Source organism: Paraburkholderia sp., from assembly GCF_047605525.1.
GTDB lineage: Bacteria > Pseudomonadota > Gammaproteobacteria > Burkholderiales > Burkholderiaceae > Paraburkholderia.
This window is the reverse complement of the sequence record NZ_JASGFN010000024.1, coordinates 60,333-79,430: the sequence shown is the minus strand read 5'-3', so window position 1 is coordinate 79,430 and position 19,098 is coordinate 60,333. Positions and strand designations below refer to the sequence as shown.

The 19,098-nt window shown below is 67.3% G+C and carries 17 protein-coding genes; 12 read left to right on the top strand and 5 right to left on the bottom strand.

Annotation, left to right across the window (positions count from 1 at the left end):
- The first annotated feature begins 40 nt into the window (after nt 1–40).
- From QM685_RS28615 to QM685_RS28560, 12 genes are all read left to right on the top strand, one after another.
- Nucleotides 41–154, top strand: coding sequence for a potassium ABC transporter ATPase (locus QM685_RS28615; protein WP_415121783.1), 114 nt, complete (start codon nt 41–43; stop codon nt 152–154).
- On the top strand, nt 151–243 hold the full coding sequence (gene kdpF, locus QM685_RS28610; protein ID WP_415121781.1) for a K(+)-transporting ATPase subunit F: 93 nt from the start codon (nt 151–153) through the stop codon (nt 241–243). Before QM685_RS28615 ends, kdpF begins: the two co-directional genes overlap by 4 nt.
- Entirely contained in the window at nt 240–2,045 is a 1,806-nt protein-coding gene (gene kdpA, locus QM685_RS28605) for a potassium-transporting ATPase subunit KdpA (protein ID WP_415121779.1), read from the top strand. The genes kdpF and kdpA overlap by 4 nt, the downstream gene beginning before the upstream one ends.
- A 108-nt stretch (nt 2,046–2,153) precedes the next feature.
- Complete coding sequence (kdpB, locus tag QM685_RS28600; RefSeq protein WP_415121777.1) at nt 2,154–4,238, top strand: potassium-transporting ATPase subunit KdpB; 2,085 nt, start codon at nt 2,154–2,156, stop codon at nt 4,236–4,238.
- Nucleotides 4,239–4,295: 57 nt separating this feature from the next.
- Entirely contained in the window at nt 4,296–4,874 is a 579-nt protein-coding gene (kdpC, locus tag QM685_RS28595; protein ID WP_415121775.1) for a potassium-transporting ATPase subunit KdpC, read from the top strand.
- Nucleotides 4,875–5,064: 190 nt separating this feature from the next.
- Nucleotides 5,065–8,073 (top strand): DUF4118 domain-containing protein, encoded by a 3,009-nt coding sequence (locus tag QM685_RS28590; RefSeq protein ID WP_415121773.1) that lies wholly within the window; start codon nt 5,065–5,067, stop codon nt 8,071–8,073.
- Entirely contained in the window at nt 8,066–8,764 is a 699-nt protein-coding gene (gene kdpE / locus QM685_RS28585; protein ID WP_415121771.1) for a two-component system response regulator KdpE, read from the top strand. Before QM685_RS28590 ends, kdpE begins: the two co-directional genes overlap by 8 nt.
- Nucleotides 8,765–8,954: 190 nt before the next feature.
- Nucleotides 8,955–9,275, top strand: coding sequence for a quaternary ammonium compound efflux SMR transporter SugE (gene sugE, locus QM685_RS28580; protein ID WP_415121769.1), 321 nt, complete (start codon nt 8,955–8,957; stop codon nt 9,273–9,275).
- A 235-nt stretch (nt 9,276–9,510) separates the two neighbouring features.
- Nucleotides 9,511–10,122 (top strand): DUF4126 domain-containing protein, encoded by a 612-nt coding sequence (locus QM685_RS28575; RefSeq protein ID WP_415121767.1) that lies wholly within the window; start codon nt 9,511–9,513, stop codon nt 10,120–10,122.
- 101 nt (nt 10,123–10,223) lie between these two features.
- On the top strand, nt 10,224–12,713 hold the full coding sequence (locus tag QM685_RS28570; RefSeq protein WP_415121858.1) for an ABC transporter permease: 2,490 nt from the start codon (nt 10,224–10,226) through the stop codon (nt 12,711–12,713).
- Nucleotides 12,714–12,738: 25 nt separating this feature from the next.
- The gene (locus tag QM685_RS28565; protein WP_415121765.1) at nt 12,739–13,152 is read left to right on the top strand and encodes a group II truncated hemoglobin; all 414 of its coding nucleotides are present in this window, start codon (nt 12,739–12,741) and stop codon (nt 13,150–13,152) included.
- Complete coding sequence (locus tag QM685_RS28560) at nt 13,145–13,792, top strand: DUF924 family protein (protein WP_415121763.1); 648 nt, start codon at nt 13,145–13,147, stop codon at nt 13,790–13,792. The genes QM685_RS28565 and QM685_RS28560 overlap by 8 nt, the downstream gene beginning before the upstream one ends.
- A 59-nt stretch (nt 13,793–13,851) precedes the next feature.
- On the opposite strand, the gene QM685_RS28555 is transcribed toward QM685_RS28560, so the two are convergent.
- The 5 genes from QM685_RS28555 to QM685_RS28535 all read right to left on the bottom strand — a co-directional run bounded on the left by QM685_RS28555 (nt 13,852) and on the right by QM685_RS28535 (nt 19,098).
- The gene (locus tag QM685_RS28555) at nt 13,852–15,768 is read right to left on the bottom strand and encodes an ArnT family glycosyltransferase (RefSeq protein WP_415121761.1); all 1,917 of its coding nucleotides are present in this window, start codon (nt 15,766–15,768) and stop codon (nt 13,852–13,854) included.
- A 268-nt stretch (nt 15,769–16,036) separates the two neighbouring features.
- Nucleotides 16,037–16,783 (bottom strand): SDR family oxidoreductase, encoded by a 747-nt coding sequence (locus QM685_RS28550; RefSeq protein ID WP_415121759.1) that lies wholly within the window; start codon nt 16,781–16,783, stop codon nt 16,037–16,039.
- A 50-nt stretch (nt 16,784–16,833) separates the two neighbouring features.
- Nucleotides 16,834–17,424 (bottom strand): TIGR00730 family Rossman fold protein, encoded by a 591-nt coding sequence (locus tag QM685_RS28545; protein WP_415121757.1) that lies wholly within the window; start codon nt 17,422–17,424, stop codon nt 16,834–16,836.
- A 3-nt stretch (nt 17,425–17,427) separates the two neighbouring features.
- Nucleotides 17,428–18,153, bottom strand: coding sequence for a TetR/AcrR family transcriptional regulator (locus QM685_RS28540; protein ID WP_415121755.1), 726 nt, complete (start codon nt 18,151–18,153; stop codon nt 17,428–17,430).
- 285 nt (nt 18,154–18,438) lie between these two features.
- Nucleotides 18,439–19,098: a diacylglycerol kinase gene (locus QM685_RS28535; RefSeq protein WP_415121753.1), complete on the bottom strand. Its 660-nt coding sequence runs from the start codon at nt 19,096–19,098 to the stop codon at nt 18,439–18,441.

Below are 19,098 nucleotides of genomic sequence, written 5' to 3'. Positions count from 1 at the left end.
ACCGTTGCATCTATCCAGAATCCGTGAATGGAGAACAAGAATGGATGTGCTGTATGTCGGGGGCCTGGTGCTGTTTGCCGCGCTGACCTTTGGGCTGATTGGCGGCTGCGAGAAGCTCATGCAGTTCCGCCGGGGACAGGGAGCGCGGTCATGAGCTGGATGATGTGGCTCGCCGGCGCGTCCACCGCGCTGCTGTTTATTTATCTCGTGTATGCGCTGCTGCGCGCGGAGGACATTGAATGAACGCGAACAATGTCCTGCAATCGAGCATTTTTATCGTCGTGCTGCTGGCCGCCGCGGTGCCGGTGGCCCGCTATATCGGCGCGGTGATGGACGGCAGCTCGCGTGTCGTGCGCGTGGGGGCGCCGCTCGAGCGGCTGCTCTATCGCATCGCGGGTGTCGATCCGTCGGCGGAAATGGGCTGGAAGCACTATGCGATCGCGACGATCGCGTTCAACGTGCTCGGCGTGCTGTTCCTGTACGTGCTGCTGCGCGTGCAGGGCTGGCTGCCGGGCAATCCGCAGCAGTTCGGCCCGATGACGGTCGACAGCGCATTCAACACGGCGGTCAGCTTCGTGACCAACACGAACTGGCAGGACTACACGCCCGAGCAGACCGTCGGCTATCTGACGCAGATGCTCGGCCTGACCGTGCAGAACTTCCTGTCGGCGGCAACCGGCATCGTCGTCGTGATCGCGCTGATTCGCGGCTTCGCGCGTCATACCGCGCAGACCATCGGCAACTTCTGGGTCGATATCACGCGCGTGACGATGTACGTGCTGATTCCGATGTCGATGATCGTCGCGGCGCTGCTGATGAGTCAGGGCGTGATCCAGAACTTCAAGGCGTATCAGGACGTGCCGACGCTGCAGACCACCACCTACGCCGCGCCGAAGCTCGACGCGCAAGGCAATCCGGTCAAGGACGCGAAAGGCAATCCGGTCACGGTCGACACGCCGGTGAAGACGCAGACCCTCGCAATGGGCCCGGTCGCGTCGCAGGAAGCGATCAAGATGCTCGGCACCAACGGCGGCGGCTTCTTCAACGGCAACTCCGCGCATCCGTACGAAAATCCGACGCCGTTCTCGAACTTCGTGCAGATTTTCTCGATCCTGATCATCCCGGCCGCGCTCGCGCTCGTGTTCGGACGCGTGATCGGCGACCGCAAGCAGGGTGTGGCCGTGCTCGCGGCGATGACGATCGCGTTCGGCGTATGCGTGTTCGGCGAAATCAGCGCGGAGCAGGCCGGCAATCCGGCATTTACCGCGCTGCATATCGATCAGTCGGCGAATGCGCTGCAGCCGGGCGGCAATGCGGAAGGCAAGGAAACGCGCTTCGGCATCGCGCAGTCGGGCATCTTCACGGTCGCGACGACGGCGGCTTCGTGCGGCGCGGTCGCCAATACGCACGATTCGCTCACGCCGATCGGCGGCCTGTATCCGATGCTGCTGATGCAGCTCGGCGAAGTGATCTTCGGCGGGGTCGGCTCCGGCATGTACGGGATGCTCGTGTTCGCGCTGCTCGCGGTGTTCGTCGCGGGTCTGATGATCGGCCGCACGCCCGAGTACGTCGGCAAGAAGATCGAGGCGTACGAGATGAAGATGGTGTCGATCGTCGTGCTGCTCACGCCGCTGCTTGTGCTGGTCGGCACGTCGATCGCGGTGCTCACCGACGCGGGCAAGGCCGGCATCCTGAACCCCGGCGCGCACGGCTTCTCCGAAATCCTCTATGCGTTCAGCTCGGCCGCGAACAATAACGGCAGTGCGTTCGCGGGTCTCACCGTGAGCACCCCGTTCTACAACTGGCTCACCGGCATCGCGATGTGGTTCGGCCGCTTCGGCACGATCGTGCCGGTGCTCGCGATCGCCGGCTCGCTCGCCGCGAAGAAGCGCATCGGCGTGACCGGCGGCACGCTGCCGACGCACGGGCCGCTCTTCGTCGTGCTGCTGCTCGGCACGGTGCTGCTGGTCGGCGCGCTGACCTACGTGCCGGCGCTCGCGCTCGGTCCCGGCGTCGAGCATCTGATCATGATGGGCGCGCATTGACGCGGCCCGTGCGAATCAGCGGCTAACAGGTGAAAAAGCGCGCGCCGGCGGATGCCGGGAAAGACCCGGCCACACCGCGGCGCGCGCACAGGGATATTCGAGGATTCAATGACTGAACATAACGCTACGAGGTCCATGTTCGATCCGGTGCTGGTGCGCCCGGCCATCGTGGACTCCTTCAGGAAGCTCACGCCGCGCACGCAATTCCGCAATCCGGTGATGTTCTGCGTGTACGTGGGCAGCATTCTGACCACGATTCTGTGGATCGCCGCGCTCGGCGGCCAAGCCGAGGCGCCCGCGGGCTTCATTCTCGCGGTTTCGCTGTGGCTGTGGTTCACGGTGCTGTTCGCGAACTTCGCGGAAGCGCTCGCCGAGGGCCGTTCGAAGGCTCAGGCCGCGTCGCTGCGCAGCGCGAAGAAAGACGTGATGGCCAAGAAGCTCAACGAGCCGCATCCGAAGTCGCCGATCCGCATCATGACGGCATCCGATCTGCGCAAAGGCGACGTCGTGCTGGTCGAAACCGGCGACGTGATTCCGGCCGACGGCGAAGTGGTCGACGGCGTCGCGTCGGTCGACGAATCGGCGATCACCGGCGAATCGGCGCCGGTGATCCGCGAGTCGGGCGGCGACTTTTCGTCGGTGACGGGCGGCACGCGCGTGCTGTCGGACTGGATCGTCGTGCGCGTCACCGCGAATCCGGGTGAGGCGTTCCTCGATCGCATGATCGCGATGGTCGAAGGCGCGAAGCGTCAGAAAACGCCGAACGAAATCGCGCTGACCATTCTGCTCGTTGCGCTGACGATCGTGATGCTGCTCGCCACCGCGACGCTCCTGCCGTTCTCGATGTTCTCCGTGGAAGCCGCGAAGGCCGGTCATGTGGTAACGATCACCGCGCTCGTCGCGCTGCTCGTGTGCCTGATTCCGACCACGATCGGCGGATTGCTGTCGGCGATCGGCGTGGCCGGCATGAGCCGCATGATGCAGGCGAACGTGATCGCTACCTCAGGCCGCGCGGTGGAAGCGGCCGGCGACGTCGACGTGCTGCTGCTCGACAAGACCGGCACCATCACGCTCGGCAACCGCCAGGCATCGCAGTTCGTGCCGGCGCCGGGTTTCACGGAAGAAGCGCTCGCCGATGCCGCGCAACTGTCGTCGCTCGCCGACGAAACGCCGGAAGGCCGCAGCATCGTCGTGCTCGCGAAGCAGCGCTTCAACATCCGCCAGCGCGATATGTCGTCGTTGCATGCGGTGTTTCTCTCGTTCAGCGCGCAGACCCGCATGAGCGGCGTCGATCTGCCGGGCCGCGAAATCCGCAAGGGCGCGGCCGATGCGGTCAAGCACTACGTCGAAATGCACGGCGGCCGTTTCCCGAACGAGGTCAACAACGCGGTCGCGGACGTCGCGCGGCGCGGCAGCACGCCGCTCGTGGTCGCCGAGAAGGGCGAGCAGGGCGCGCGCGTGCTCGGCGTGATCGAGCTGAAGGACGTCGTGAAGGGCGGCATCAAGGAGCGTTTCGCCGAGCTGCGCAAGATGGGCATCAAGACCGTGATGGTGACGGGCGACAACCGCCTGACCGCCGCGGCGATCGCCGCCGAAGCGGGCGTCGACGACTTCCTCGCCGAAGCGACGCCGGAAACCAAGCTCGCGACGATCCGCGCGCATCAGGCGGAAGGGCGGCTCGTCGCGATGACCGGCGACGGCACCAACGACGCGCCCGCGCTCGCGCAGGCCGACGTCGCGGTCGCGATGAACACCGGCACGCAGGCGGCCAAAGAGGCCGGCAACATGGTCGATCTCGACTCGAACCCGACCAAGCTGATCGAGGTCGTCGAGATCGGCAAGCAGATGCTGATGACGCGCGGCTCGCTGACCACGTTCTCGATCGCCAACGACGTCGCCAAGTACTTCGCGATCATTCCGGCCGCGTTCGCGTCGACCTATCCGGCATTGAATGCGCTGAACGTGATGCATCTGGCCACGCCGACCTCGGCGATCATGTCGGCGGTGATTTTCAACGCGCTGATCATCGTGCTGCTGATTCCGCTGGCGTTGAAGGGCGTGCGTTATCGCGCGCTGGGCGCCGCGATCCTGTTGCGCCGCAATCTGCTGATTTACGGTCTCGGCGGGATCATCGTGCCGTTCATCGGCATCAAGCTGATCGATATGGTGCTCGCCGCGTTCGGCTGGGTGTGAGGCCGCGCGCCGGAAACAGGAAGCAACACAACGGAATAACCCAGGGAATCACCCATCATGAAAAATCTGTTCCGTCCGTTGATCGTGATCTTCGTGGTGCTCACCGCGATCACCGGACTCGCTTATCCCGCCGTGATGACCGCGTTCGGTCAGGCGGTCTTCCACGACCAGGCCAACGGCAGTCTGCTCGAGCAGAACGGCAAGGTGGTCGGCTCGGCGCTGATCGGCCAGCAGTTCGACGCGCCGCAGTACTTCTGGGGCCGGCTATCGGCGACGAGCCCGATGCCTTACAACGCGCAGGGCTCGAGCGGCTCGAACCTCGGGCCGAACAACCCGGCGCTGCTCGACGAGATCAAGGGCCGCCTCGACGCGCTGAAGGCGGCCGGCACCGATATGTCGAAGCCGGTGCCGGTCGATCTGGTCACGTCGTCGGGCAGCGGTCTGGATCCGGAGATCAGCCCGGCCGCCGCCGCGTATCAGATCGAGCGCGTCGCGAAGGCGCGCAAGCTCGCGGCGAACGACGTGCAGGCACTCGTCGAGCGCTACACGACGGGCCGCCAGTTCGGCGTGCTCGGCGAGCCGCGCGTGAACGTGCTGAAGCTGAATCTCGCGCTCGATGAGATGAAGCGCGGTTAAACAAACGGCAACGAGATGAACCGCGCGGCGCGCATCGTCTGAAGGCGCTGCGCCGCATCGTGGGCATGCGTTGAAAACCCGGTCGGGAAAGAGCGGCGTCCGTGTGGCGCCGCGTCGTCATTTGCGGGCCGGCGCGGGCCGTGCCACCATACAGACACCGCCGCTCGCACGACTATGAACAACCCTGAGCATGAACCGCCCCAATCCTGACGAGCTGCTCGACAAGCTGCAGCGCGACGAAGAAAAACGCCAGCGCGGCCGGCTGAAAATTTTCTTCGGCGCGTCGGCGGGTGTCGGCAAGACCTATGCGATGCTGCAGGCCGCGCGACGCCGCAAGGAAGAAGGCGTCGACGTGCTGGTCGGCATCGCCGAAACCCATGGGCGCGGCGAAACCGCGGCGCTGCTCGCCGGACTCGATGTGCTGCCGCTCGCGCATATCGAGTATCGCGGCCGCAAGCTCGGCGAGTTCGATCTCGACGCCGCGCTCGCGCGCAAGCCGCAACTGATCCTCGTCGATGAACTCGCGCATTCGAACGTGCAGGGCGCGCGTCATCTGAAGCGCTGGCAGGACGTCTACGAACTGCTCGACGCGGGCATCGACGTCTATACGACGGTCAACGTGCAGCACCTCGAAAGCCTCAATGACGTGGTCGGCCAGATCACCGGCATCCGCGTGTGGGAGACCGTGCCGGACCGCGTGTTCGATCATGCCGACGAAGTCACGCTGGTCGACTTGCCGGCCGAGGAACTGCTCGACCGGCTGCGCGACGGCAAGGTGTACATGGCGCAGCAGGCCGAGCGCGCGGTGCGCAACTTCTTTCGCAAGGGCAACCTGATCGCGCTGCGCGAGCTCGCGCTGCGCCGCACCGCCGATCGCGTCGACGCGCAGATGCGCGAGTATCGCGCCGACCGTTCGATCCAGCGCATCTGGCAGGCGCGCGAGCGGCTGCTGGTGTGCGTCGGGCCGGGTCCCGAGGCGCCGGCGCTGGTGCGCTCGGCGGCGCGGCTTGCCGCGAGCCTGAAGGCCGACTGGCTCGCCGTTTATGTCGAGACGCCCGCGTTGCAGCGGCTGCCCGATGCGCGCCGCGAACGCACGCTGGACGCGTTGAAGCTCGCCGCCGAACTCGGCGCCGAAACGGCGACGCTCGCGGCCGCCGATGCGCTCGACGCGCTGATCGGCTACGCGCAGGCGCGCAACGTGTCGAAGCTGGTGGTGGGCGCGTCGTCGCGCACGGGCATCAGCCGCCGGTTGCGCCGGCCGTTCGGCGAGCGCATCGCCGAGAAGAGCGGCGATCTCGATCTGACGCTGATCCGCGTGTCGTCCGGGCGCGACGGCGGCGAGCAGCGGCGTCTGCTGAACACCACCGCGAACGCATGGCGCGAGGCGTTGAGCGCGGCGCGCGAGCGCCGTTCGCCGGCCCGCGCCTACGTGCTCGCGCTCGCGCTCGGCACCGGCATCACGCTGCTGTCGAGCCAACTGATCGATCGCATCGATCTGACCAACCTCGTGATGCTGTATCTGCTCGGCGTGATCTTCACCGCGGTGAAGCTCGGGCGCGGGCCGGGCGTCGTGCTGTCGTTCCTGAGCGTCGCCGCGTTCGATTTCTTCTTCGTGCCGCCGCGCATGTCGCTGTCGGTGTCCGATACGCAGTATCTGCTGACCTTCTTCGGCATGCTGCTGACGTCGCTCGTGATCAGCCATCTCACCTCGAGCCTGCGCCGCGAGGCGAGCGTCGCGCGACGCCGCGAGCAGCGCACCGGCGCGATGTACGAGATGGCGCGCGAGCTTGCCGCGGCGCTGACCACCGAGCAGATCGTCGGCATCGGCAGCCGGCACGTGAGCGAGGTGTTCGGCGCGCGCGTCGCGATCCTGCTGCCCGACAGCGCCGATCAGGTCAGGCAGAAGATCGAGGACCCCGACGCGGCGATCACGCTCGAGGGCGAGCAGCTCGATCTCGACGTCGGCCAGTGGGTCTACGATCAGCAGAAGCCGGCCGGGCACGGCACCGACACGCTGCCCGCGGCTGCCGCGCTGTATCTGCCGCTGAAAGCGCCGATGCGCACGCGCGGCGTGCTCGCGGCCGTGGTGCGCGACGAGCGCGAGCTGAACGTGCCCGAGCAGCGGCGCATGCTCGACGCATTCGCCGCGCAGATCGCGCTCGCGCTCGAACGCGTGCATTACGTCGATATCGCGCGCGACGCGCTCGTCAACATGGAGTCGGAGCGGCTGCGCAATTCGCTGCTGTCGGCGATCTCGCACGATCTGCGCACGCCGCTCACGACGATCGTCGGCTTCTCGTCGATGCTTGCGCAGACGCGGCGCGCGTCGGCGGATGCGGCGGCCGAAGCCTCTGCCCAGGTGCAGCAGTCCGCCGCCCAACGCAGCGACGAGCTCATCGAAGCAATCCACGAAGAGGCGCTGCGCATGACCGGCATCGTCACGAATCTGCTCGACATGGCGCGGCTGCAGGCCGGCAGCCTGCAACTGAACCAGCAATGGACGCTGCTCGAGGAAACCGTCGGCGCCGCGCTGCGCGCGTGCAAGCGCGTGCTGGCGGGCCGTCCGGTGCAGGTCACGCTGCCCGCCGATCTGCCGCTGCTGCATCTCGACGCGGTGCTGATGGAGCGGCTGTTCTCGAACCTGTTCGAGAACGCGGCGAAGTACACGGCGCCCGGCATGCCGCTGACGATCGGCGCGCAGCAGATCGACGCGGACGGCGCGCCGTTCGTGCGCGTCACGGTCGACGACGACGGCCCCGGTCTGCCCGCCGGCATGGAAGCGCGGGTGTTCGAGAAGTTCACGCGCGGCGAGAAGGAGTCGGCGAAACCGGGCATCGGCCTTGGGCTCGCGATCTGCCGCGCGATCGTCGAGGCGCACGGCGGCACGATCGGCGCGTTCAACCGCGTGGCCGGGGACGGCCGCATCGAAGGCGCGCGCTTCTGGTTCACGCTGCCGGTCAGGACGCCGCCCGAAGCGCCCGATGCGCTGGAAGAAGACGAAAGCGCCGCCGTCGAACCGCCGCAACCCGAAGCCGCTGCCGGGCCGGCGCCGCATGCCGCTTCGCCGGTCGCCTCGCAGGCCTCGCAGGCCGCCCCGCAGCTTGACGCACCACGCACCGACATCCAGTCCGGCAGCGCCACCGCCGCCGACCTCGATCCCGCCGACCTCAACCCGTTAGCCAGACCCGCCCATGAGTGACCCGAGCATCACCGTCGTTCTGATCGAAGACGAAAAGCAGATCCGCCGTTTCGTGCGCACCGCGCTCGAAGGCGAGGGCATCGCCGTGCATGATGCCGAAACCGGCAAGCAGGGGCTCGTCGAAGCGGCGACGCGCAAACCCGACCTCGTGATCGTCGATCTCGGGCTGCCCGATACCGACGGCCTCGAGGTGATCCGCGAGCTGCGCGGCTGGAGCGAGCTGCCGGTGATCGTGCTGTCGGCGCGCACCCAGGAAAGCGAGAAGGTCGCCGCGCTCGACGCCGGCGCCGACGACTACCTGACCAAGCCGTTCGGCGTATCCGAACTGCTCGCGCGGATCCGTGCGCATCTGCGTCGGCGCAATCACGGCGGCGCGAACGAATCGCCGCAGGTGCGCTTCGGCGCGGTCACCGTCGACCTCGCATTGCGCCAGGTCACGCGCGACGGCGCCGCGATCCATCTGACGCCGATCGAATACCGGCTGCTCGCGACGCTCGTGCGCCACGCCGGGCGCGTGCTCACGCACCGGCAGTTGCTGCGCGACGTGTGGGGGCCGTCGCATGTCGAGAGCCATCACTATCTGCGCATTTACATGGCGCATCTGCGCGGCAAGCTGGAGCGCGATCCGGCGCAGCCGGAGCATATCGTTACCGAGACGGGGGTGGGATACCGGCTGGTCGGCGCGGTCTGACGCGGGGGATCGACGCGGGCGTGTCAAAGCACGTACCAAACGCGTGCGCCAAACGCGTGCGCGGCATGCCGTCGCGCCATTGCGCGCCCTGTGCCGCCATGCCCGCTTCGCTATAATCGCCCGACGTAAGGACGACCTTACGCTTGCATCGATCATCGGGGACGGCCCCATTTTTTCATGGAGCTGTCAGATGTCCTGGTTTCTTCTGCTGATAGCCGGTTTGCTCGAAGTCGCGTGGGCGGCCGGTCTCAAGACTTCCGAAGGTTTCACCCGCTTCTGGCCGTCCGTGTTCACGATCGTGACCGCGCTCGGCAGCTTCGTGCTGCTCGCCGTCGCGATGCGCCAGTTGCCGCTCGGCACCGCCTACGCGGTCTGGACCGGCATCGGCGCGGTCGGCGCGTTCGTGTTCGGCGTCGTGATGATGGGCGAGGCGCTGAGCGTCGCGCGCGTCGCCAGCGCGTCGCTGATCGTGATCGGCCTCGTCGGGCTCAAGCTGTCGTCCGGCCACTGAAGCGGCAGCCCGTGGCTGGCCCGCTGTGCCGCGGCGGGCTTTGCCACTTCGCCACACGTCTGTTCGCTGCTCTACGTCCTGCGAATTAACGTGGCTATAATGAGACAGAAACAACCTGACATTTCCTGCAGCCCGGCTGGCGCGGCCGGCCGGGCGAGTCTGACGACTTCGGCGCGGAGCTTCCGCTCGTTCCCGCCGCGGCGCCCGGGCGCGCACAAAGCGTGTGGAGGCGGCCATGCTTGAATCACTTTCGCTTGCTGCTGGCCTGTCGTGGGGCAGCGGTCTGCGCCTCTATCTGACGGTCCTGCTGGCCGGCGTGTTCGAACGTCTCGGCCTCATTCATCTGCCCGATACGCTGTCCGCGCTGTCCTCGCCGTGGGTGATCGGCGCGGCGGCGGCACTGACGCTCGCCGAATTCCTTGCCGACAAGATCCCCGCGTTCGATTCGCTGTGGGACGCGATCCATACCTTTATCCGCATTCCGGCCGGCGCCGTGCTTGCCGCCGGCGCGCTCGGCCATGCCGATCCGGCGCTCCTGACCGTCGCCGCGCTCGCGGGCGGCACGCTCGCCGGCACCGCGCATCTCGCGAAGGCAGGCACGCGCGCGCTGATCAACCTGTCGCCGGAACCGGTGTCGAACGTCGTGACGTCGACCGCCGAGGATGGTCTCGTGTTCGGCGGCGTGCTACTCGCGCTATTCGTGCCGCTCGCGTTTCTGGTGCTGATGGTAGGCTTTCTGCTGCTCGCGGCATGGGCGTTGCCGCGGCTGTGGCGTGGCGTGCAGGGCGGTTTTCGCGGCATGGCCACGCACATGGTGTCGCGATTTGCGAGGAGCAGGCACGATTGAGTGAAGCACTACGAGGTTCCAGCACGGGTTCCGGTACGCACGTCGGCGTAAGACCGGCGCATCGGCTCGGCGGCGCGGATCTGCTGCGCCAGGCGATCCGCATGACGGCGCGCGACTGGCGCGCGGGCGAACTGACGATGCTGCTGCTGGCGCTGGTGCTGGCCGTCGCGGCGCTCTCGAGCGTGGGCTTTCTCGCCGACCGGCTGCATCAGGGGCTCGAGCGCGATGCGCGGCGCATGATCGCCGCCGATTTCATCGTCCGCGCCGACCATCCGGTCGATCCGCAATTCGCCGCCGAGGCGCACGCGCTCGGCTTGCGCACCGCCACCACGGCGATCTTCCCGAGCATGGTCAATTCGACCGGGGCGCAGCCGCTCACGCGGCTCGCCGCCGTCAAGGCAGTGTCGGCGGGCTATCCGCTGCGCGGCGCGCTGCGGATCGCGCCGGCGCGAGGCGCGGCCGATCATCCGGCGACGTCGATTCCGGCGCCGGGCACCGTGTGGGTCGACGAGCAGTTGCTCGACGCGCTGAAGCTCAAGGTCGGCGATCCGGTGAAAGTCGGCAACCGCGACTTCACGATCGGCGCGCTGATCACGCGCGAGCTCGACCGCGGCTTTTCGTTCGTCAACTTTTCGCCGCGCCTGATGCTGCGCGCCGACGAAGTGCAGTCGACCGGTCTCATCACGTACGGCAGCCGCGTCACGTACCGGCTGCTGGTGGCGGGTTCCGACGAGGCGGTCGCGCGCTTCACGCAGTTTGCGCACGACCACGTGGACGGCGGCAAGATGCGCGGCGTCGCGCTCGAATCGCTGCACGACGGCCAGCCGCAGGTGCGCCAGACACTCGATCGCGCGGGCCATTTCCTCACGCTCGTGTCGCTGCTGACCGCGTTGCTCGCGGCCGTCGCGATCGCGATGGCCGCGCATCGCTACATGCGCCGGCATCTGGACGGCTGCGCGGCGATGCGCTGTCTCGGCGTGAGCCAGGCCGCGCTGCGCGCGCTGTTCATCCTCGAATTCGTCGGGCTCGGCGTGATCGGCGGAGTGCTCGGCGTCGCGCTCGGCTATCTCGGCCATCTCGCGCTGCTGACGTGGCTCGGCGGCCTGATCGACGTGGTGTTGCCGCAGCCGACGCCGTGGCCCGCGCTCGAAGGCATCGCGGCCGGCCTCGTGCTGCTGCTCGGCTTCGCGCTGCCGCCGCTGCTGCCGCTCACGCGCGTGCCGCCGGTGCGCGTGCTGCGCCGCGAGTGGGGCGAGGCGGGCCGTACCGCGTGGGCCGCGTACGCGCTCGGCATCGCGCTGTTCGCCGGGCTGCTGATTCTCGCGGCGGGCGAATTGAAGCTCGGCGGGATCGTCGCCGGCGGCTTCGGCGGCGGGCTGCTCGGGTTCGCGCTGATTGCGCGGCTCGCGCTGTGGGCCGCCGCGCGCGTCGTGCGCAGCGAGCGCGTCAACGCGGGAATCGGCTGGCGCTATGCGCTCGCGTCGCTGGAGCGGCGCAGCAGCACCAGCGCGCTGCAGATCACCGCGCTCGGCATCGGCCTGATGTGCCTGCTGCTGATCGCGATGACGCGTAACGACCTCGTGCAAGGCTGGCGCAAATCGACGCCGCCCGACGCGCCGAACGAGTTCATCATCGATATCCAGCCCGATCAGCGCGACGCGGTCACGCAGTATCTGGACACGCACGGCATCGCCGGCGCGGCGCTGTCGCCGATGGTGCGCGGGCGGCTCGTCGCGATCAACGGCAAACCGGTCAACCCGGACTCGTTCAAGGGCGAGGACGCGCGGCGTCTGGTGGATCGCGAGTTCAACCTGTCGTACACGACGCAACTGCCCGACGACAACCGGATCGCCGCGGGCAGCTGGTTCGGCGACACGACGAAGCCGCAGATCTCGATCGAGCAGGGGCTCGCGAAACTGATCGGCGTGAAGCCCGGCGACGTGCTGCGCTTCGACGTCACGGGCCTCACGGTCGACGCGCCGGTCACCAGCGTGCGCAAGCTCGACTGGGGTTCGTTCAAGGTCAACTTCTTCGTGCTGATGCCGCCCGCCGCGTTGCGGGATTTTCCGGCGACGTTCATCACGAGCTTCCATCTGCCGCAGGACAAACAGTCGACGATCGACGGCCTGATCGCCGCGTATCCGAACCTCACCGCGATCGACATCGGCCCGATTCTCGCGCAGGTGCAGCGCGTGTTGCAGCAGGTGATCGGCGCGGTGCAGTTCCTGTTCGCGTTCACGCTCGCGGCCGGCGTGCTGGTGCTGTACGCGGCGCTCGCCGGCACGCGCGATGAGCGTATGCGAGAATCCGCGCTGCTGCGCGCGCTCGGCGCGTCGCATCGCCAGGTGCGCGCGGTGCAGGTTGCCGAATTCGTCGCGGTCGGTGCGCTCGCCGGTTTGATGGCGGCTATCGGCGCGCAGATCGTCGGCTCGGTGCTCGCCACGCGCGTGTTCGAGTTTTATCTGGACTTCGATCCGTGGGTGCTGCCCGCGGGTGTCGCCGCCGGCATCGCCTGCGCGGGCGTGGGCGGCTGGCTGAGTCTGCGGCATGTGTTGTCGCGGCCCGCGCTGCAATCGCTGCGGGACGCGTGATCTTTTTCTGGTTGACGAACAAGGTATGAGCGATCTGAACGACGAAGTGTCCACGGCGCAGCCGACGGCCTTCGAGCTGGTGGGCGGCGAGGCGCGCGTGCGCGAACTGGTCGACCGGTTTTACGACCTGATGGATCTCGAAGCGGATTTCGCCGGGATTCGCGCGCTGCATCCGGCGTCGCTCGACGGTTCGCGCGACAAGCTGTTCTGGTTCCTGTGCGGCTGGCTCGGCGGCCCCGATCACTACATCAGCCGCTTCGGCCATCCGCGTCTGCGCGCGCGGCATCTGCCGTTCGCGATCGCGTCGGGCGAGCGCGACCAGTGGCTCCGCTGCATGGCGTGGGCGATGCAGGATATCGGCTTGCCCGAGCCGCTGCGCGAGCGCCTGCTGGGCTCGTTCTTCGAAACCGCCGACTGGATGCGCAACCGCAATGGCTGATACGCCGCGGCACGAAACCTCGACCACCCCGTACACATTCGAAGCCGACTACGCGGCGCTCGCGCCGCGCGCCCGTGAAGTTCTCGACTGCTGGTTCGGCACACCCGGTTCAGCCGACTACGGCACCGAGCGCAAGCTCTGGTTCTCCCGCGACGACGCTGTCGATGCGATGCTGCGCGAACGCTTCGGCGCGCTGATCGACGCGGCGAACGCGGGCGAGCTCGATGCGTGGCAGGACTCGCCGCTCGGCGCGCTGGCGCTCGTCATCGTGCTCGATCAGTTCTCGCGCAACTGCCACCGCAACACGGCGCGCGCGTTTGCCGCCGACCGCAAGGCGCTCGCGGTCGCGCAATGGATGGTCTCAAGCGGCGCCGACCGTCTGCTGCCGGGTGTGCATCATCGCGCGTTCGTGTATCTGCCGTTCGAGCACAGTGAGACGCTCGAGGATCAGCACGAGTCGCTGCGGCTGTTCGAGCAGCTCGCGGCGGAGCCGGGTGGCGAGTCGTATTACCGCTACGCGGTGCGGCATGCGGAAATCATCGAGCGGTTTGGGCGCTTTCCGCATCGCAATGCGTTGCTCGGCCGCGTGTCGAGCGATGAGGAAAGCGCGTTTTTACGCGAGCCCGGTTCGTCGTTCTGAACAGATGCGCACGGATGCCGACGCTCGCTTCGCGATGACGCGCGATGCGGTTCAGCGCGCTAGTCGTCGCCGCGCACGGCACCGGCAACCGGCGCGCGCACGAATACCCGCAGCAGTTCATCCGTATCGCCCGGCCGCGCGCCGGACCAGAACAGTTGCCAGTCGCCGGGCGGCGGCCGCCGGTCGCCGCGATGGCTTTCCTCGATCAGCCACGTGCAGGCGGTGCTGCGCAAGTCCTCGTTCGGGCGGTGCTCGATGCCGGTGTAGTAGTAGAGCATCGGCGCCTCGGATTCGCCGAGGTTGGAGCTCGCCATGCAATCGCCGTCGTTCCATTCGATATCCATCTTCGCGCCGAGGTCCTGGAACACCGAACGGTAGCTCTTCGCGTAATCGAGCCAGGGCAGCAGCAGGGTGCTGACGAGTCCCCACGCGAGTATCGCGCCCGCGCACCAGCTCAGCGCGCCGCGCCATTTGCCGGCGTACTTGAGCGACGGCAGCAGCCACAGCCAGCCGAACGTCAGCAGCAGCGCACCCGCGATCAGCAGGGGTTGGACGGGCAAGACCCAGTCGAGCGGCAGCCAGCGGCCGAGCCGATGCAGCGACGCATGCGTATTCGCGGGGCTTGTCATGATCGACCAGACGATCCACACGAGCGCGGCCGCGCTGCCGAACAGCACGCGGCTCGTCATGTCCCAGACGGTGTGTGCGCGCGCCGGCAGTCTTTCGACGCCCTGCATCGCGAGGAGCGCAAGCGGCCCGATGAACGGCAGGATGTACAGCTCGCGCACGGTCGCCGACATTTGCAGCACGGCGAAGCCGATGCCCGCGAAAATCGCCGGCAACGCGACGCGCGGTTCGCGCCAACGCCGCCATGCGCCGCCCGCGAGCGCGGCGAGCGCGAGTGGCACCACCGGGAAGCCGACGCTGAGCACGGTACGCAGCACGAACAGACGGCTCTCGTTTTCAGAGCCGAGCTCGGCCACCGAAAAACCGAAAAAACGCCCGACGTTGTTATCCCACAGCCACACCTTGAACAGCGCTTCGGAGCGTAGATAGAAGCAGATCGGCCAGATCAGCGCGAACGGCGCGCACACGAGCGCGGCGAGGCCGAGCGCGCCCGCGAAGCCGCGGCTGCGGCACGCGGGATAGAGCGCGAGCACCGCGCACAGGGTCGCGCCGAACACGAGCGGCACGAACAGGCCCTTCGCGAGCAGCGATACGCCGACGCCCGCGCCGAACATCACCGCGCCGCTGAGAATCGCGTGGCGGCGTTCGCGTGCGTCGAGCGGTTCGGTCCGCCGCGGCGGCGAATGCGGCTGGAAAGGTGGCGCCGCATCGCGCAGATGCACGAGCACGAGTTCGAACAGGCCGCAGAAGCCGAGCGCGGCGCCCGCCATCAACGCGACGTCGGTCATCATGTCGTGCACGTGCTTGATGACGGCGAGCGTGCCGCCGAACAGCGCGAGCGTGCCGATCACGCGCAGGTCGAACCAGCTCGACGCGCCGGCCGCGCGGCGCGCGACGCGCGCGGTGTAGTAGACCGTCAGGCCCGCGAACAGCGCGCTCGCGAGGCGCGCCGCGTCGTGCAGCGGCAGGTAGCGGCCCAGCATCCACGCGAGGCCGGCGGCGACCCAGTCGTAGATCGGCGGTTTTTCGACGAAAGGCTGGCCCGCGTTGGTCGGCACGACGAGGTCGCCGGTATCGAGCATGTGCTGGATGATGCCGAACGTGTAGGTTTCGTCCTGCTTCCATGGCTCGTGGCCCAGGATGCCGGGCAGTAGCCACGCGCTGAGGATCGCCAGCGCGACGACCCACAGCAACGGCCGGTTCGCCGCGAGCGCGCGCCAGCGTTGCAGGCCGCGCGCGGTGGGAGAAGCGGCGGTGCCGGAGGCGTTGGCGGCTGCTTGCGATGTTTGCACCGTCGCGGGTGCGGCGGCATTCTCCGCGCGCCAACGTGCAGGCTGCTTGTCATGCATGGAAGTCTCTGTTCAGCGTATGCGGCGGCGGTGTCGTATTTATCGGAACTGGCTTGCACCGCTTGCGGATTCATACGGTCCGGACGATTGTAGCGCCGCTTTATTACTGGACATTACAGGCACATGCGAAACGCGGACGTTTTATGCACACGTGTGTCGGTTTCCCATCAGATCGACGGGAATCGCAGGGGAAGAGGGAAAGGTACGACGGAAAAACAAAAAGCGCGGCCGAAGCGGACCGCGCTTTGCACTCGGGATACGCGGCCGCTCAGCGGCCGCCGGCTACGTCGAACAGCGCGCCCGTCACGTACGATGCCGCATCGCCGAGCAGCCAGACGATCGCCTCGGCCACCTCGTTCGCGCTGCCGGGACGGCCGAGCGGCGTGGTCGCGCCCAACTGCGCGGCGCGCTCGGGCTTGCCGCCGCTCGCGTGAATCTCGGTATCGATCAGGCCGGGGCGCACTGCATTCACGCGCACGCCCTGAGGGCCGAGTTCTTTCGCGAGGCCGAGCGTCATCGTGTCGATCGCGCCCTTCGAGCCCGCGTAGTCGACGTATTCGTTCGGCGAGCCGAGCCGCGACGCCGCCGACGAAATATTGACGATCGCGCCGCCCGCGCCGCCGCGTTGCGTCGACATGCGCCGCGCCGCTTCGCGCGCGCACAGGTACGCGCCCAGCACGTTGACGTCGAACATGCGTTTCAGACGCGCAAGGTCCATGTCCGCAAGCTGGCTCGACGGCGCGACGATCCCGGCGTTGTTGACGAGCGCGTCGACGCGGCCGAACGTCTGCTGCAGCGTATCGAACATCGCGATTACATCGGCTTCGTTCGCGACGTCGCCGGCAATCGGCAGCGCGCGGCCGCCCGCGCGTTCCACCTCGGCGACCGTCTGTTCGGCCGCGGCGAGATCGCGCACGTAGTTCACCCCGACGCACCAGCTGCGCGCGCCAAGCAGACGCGCGGTTGCGCGGCCGATGCCGCGGCTGCCGCCGGTGATCAGAACAGCTTTCGTCATGGAAACCTCGGGGCTCGGCGCGGGCACGAAGAAGCGTGCGCGTGCGACGCTCAAATCGCGTTGCTCTGGACCGGCGCCGCCCACTTGTCGCGCGCGGGCGGCCGATAGCTGCGCAGCTTGCCGATCAGCGCGACCGGATCGGCGTCGATCTGCAGCATGTCGAGATAGGTCTCGCGCATGAAGCCTTCGTCGACCGTATGCCGCAGCAACTGGATCAGCGGCTCGTAGAAGTGGTCCGTATTCAGCAGCGCGACCGCCTTGCCGTGATAGCCGAGCTGCGCCCACGTGAAGACCTCGAACAGTTCCTCGAGCGTGCCCGCGCCGCCGGGCATCGCGACGAACGCGTCGGACAGCTCGGCCATCATCTTCTTGCGATGATGCATGTCGGGCACCACGTGCAATTCGGTCAGGCCGTTATGGCCGACTTCCTTGTTGACCAGCAATTCGGGAATCACGCCGATCGCGCGGCCGCCCTCGGCCATCACCGTGTCGGCGATCACACCCATCAGGCCGACCTTGCCGCCGCCGTAGACCAGCGCGAGATCGGCCTGAACCAGCGCGCGGCCGAATGCGCGGGCCGCCTGCGCGTACAACGGTTTGGCTCCCATCGACGAGCCGCAATACACACATACCGACTTCATTGTTCAAACATCCTTCGATTCGTTGCGAGGCGCGGCGCCTTCCCGTGGCGGCAGGTAGTCGTAGAACTCGCGCTTGGGCAGCTTGCCCGATACGAGGTCGTCGAAGATCTGCCGCGAGCGGCCGCGCAGATAAGGCGCCATCAGCGAGACGATCTGCACGCTCACCTGATGCAGTTCCTCGCGGATCGCTTCCTGTTCGTTGTATTTGCGCGGGTTCATCACGAACTGGTACGACAGCCAGTACGTGCCGATCACGCCGACGTTGGTCGCGATGACCTGCACTTCCTGTGGTGTTGCGACCATTTCGCCGTCGGCGACGAGCTGCTCGCAGAACTGGCTCGCGAAGCGCACCTTGTGGCTGATGATCTGCTTGAAGTGCGTCTCGAGCGTACGGTTGCGCGCGAGCAGATCGTTCAGGTCGCGATAGAGGAAGCGGTAACGCCAGGTGAAATCGACCATGTACTGCAGATACGACCACATTTCGTCGATCGTCGCGCGATGGTCGTCGGGGAAACGCAGACGCTTTTCGATCTCCTGCTCGAACTGGCTGAAGATGCTGTTGATGATGTCGTCTTTGTTGCGGAAGTGGTAGTACAGGTTGCCTGGACTGATTTCCATTTCCTCGGCGATCGTCGTCGTCGTGACGTTCGGCTCGCCGATTTCGTTGAAGAGCTTCAACGAGAGTTCGAGAATCCGTTCGCGCGTGCGGCGGGGAGGTTTGGCTTCCATGTCGTCCGGCCCTGGTTGTGCCGGGCTGGGCGCGCGGCGGCGTGCCGCTGCTGCGTGTTCCACCCGGATGCGGTTGGTATGTTGAGCGCTCTGGAACCCGCCGCCGCGCGGCGGGCCCCCCGAAAGGGCGGGAAAGCGCGAGGCGGCGTTGCGGGGTGCCCGGTGCTTTCCAGCGAGACTATCGATCGATTATAAACCGAGCGTTCGACTACCCAACCGCCTGCCGGGATTTTCATGGTTTGAGACGCGGCGGCGCATGCGGATGATTCAACCCGCATCAAAAAATCAGAACCACGCGCGCAGCCAGCGCACGATCAGCGGACCGACGATCACGACCCACGTCATCACGCACATGCCGAGCGCGACCATCACGGCCGCGCTGCCGAGATCCTTCGCGCGGCGCGACAGCTCGTGACGCTCGAGCGAGATCCGGTCGATCGCCGCTTCGACGCTCGAATTGAGCAGCTCGACGATCAGCACGAGCAGCACCGAGCCGAGCAGCAACACGCGCGACACGGGATCGACCGGCACGAAGATGCCGCATGGAATCAGGATCGCGGCGAGCGTGAGTTCCTGGCGAAACGCGCTTTCCTCGCGGATCGCGACGCGAAATCCGGCCAGCGAGTTTTTCATCGCGTGCCAGGCGCGCGTGAGGCCGCGGTTGCCCTTGTACGGATTGAAGGGCAGTGGCGCGAGCGGATCGTCGGGGCTGAGCGGTTCGTGCTGGGGGGCGTGCGTGGCGTCGTGCCGGCTTGCGTTGTTTGTGTCGCCCGTGGCGTTCGCACGGTTGGCGCCGTTCACGCGATGCACGGCATCGGCATGCTCAGGCATGCCTTGCTCGCGCACGTCGTCGAACGGCTCGATGCTGGTGGTATCGCGTGCGGACTTGACGGCGCGCAGCGCGCCGCTCGACGCGCGACCGGCGCTGGATCGGCTGCTTCGCAT

Coding starts and splice junctions, on each gene's coding strand:
- QM685_RS28615 (WP_415121783.1), top strand. CDS start 41: ATGGATGTGCTGTATGTCGGGGGCCTGGTGCTGTTTGCCGCGCTGACC.
- kdpF (WP_415121781.1), top strand. CDS start 151: ATGAGCTGGATGATGTGGCTCGCCGGCGCGTCCACCGCGCTGCTGTTT.
- kdpA (WP_415121779.1), top strand. CDS start 240: ATGAACGCGAACAATGTCCTGCAATCGAGCATTTTTATCGTCGTGCTG.
- kdpB (WP_415121777.1), top strand. CDS start 2,154: ATGACTGAACATAACGCTACGAGGTCCATGTTCGATCCGGTGCTGGTG.
- kdpC (WP_415121775.1), top strand. CDS start 4,296: ATGAAAAATCTGTTCCGTCCGTTGATCGTGATCTTCGTGGTGCTCACC.
- QM685_RS28590 (WP_415121773.1), top strand. CDS start 5,065: ATGAACCGCCCCAATCCTGACGAGCTGCTCGACAAGCTGCAGCGCGAC.
- kdpE (WP_415121771.1), top strand. CDS start 8,066: ATGAGTGACCCGAGCATCACCGTCGTTCTGATCGAAGACGAAAAGCAG.
- sugE (WP_415121769.1), top strand. CDS start 8,955: ATGTCCTGGTTTCTTCTGCTGATAGCCGGTTTGCTCGAAGTCGCGTGG.
- QM685_RS28575 (WP_415121767.1), top strand. CDS start 9,511: ATGCTTGAATCACTTTCGCTTGCTGCTGGCCTGTCGTGGGGCAGCGGT.
- QM685_RS28570 (WP_415121858.1), top strand. CDS start 10,224: ATGACGGCGCGCGACTGGCGCGCGGGCGAACTGACGATGCTGCTGCTG.
- QM685_RS28565 (WP_415121765.1), top strand. CDS start 12,739: ATGAGCGATCTGAACGACGAAGTGTCCACGGCGCAGCCGACGGCCTTC.
- QM685_RS28560 (WP_415121763.1), top strand. CDS start 13,145: ATGGCTGATACGCCGCGGCACGAAACCTCGACCACCCCGTACACATTC.
- QM685_RS28555 (WP_415121761.1), bottom strand. CDS start 15,768: ATGCATGACAAGCAGCCTGCACGTTGGCGCGCGGAGAATGCCGCCGCA.
- QM685_RS28550 (WP_415121759.1), bottom strand. CDS start 16,783: ATGACGAAAGCTGTTCTGATCACCGGCGGCAGCCGCGGCATCGGCCGC.
- QM685_RS28545 (WP_415121757.1), bottom strand. CDS start 17,424: ATGAAGTCGGTATGTGTGTATTGCGGCTCGTCGATGGGAGCCAAACCG.
- QM685_RS28540 (WP_415121755.1), bottom strand. CDS start 18,153: ATGGAAGCCAAACCTCCCCGCCGCACGCGCGAACGGATTCTCGAACTC.
- QM685_RS28535 (WP_415121753.1), bottom strand. CDS start 19,098: ATGCGAAGCAGCCGATCCAGCGCCGGTCGCGCGTCGAGCGGCGCGCTG.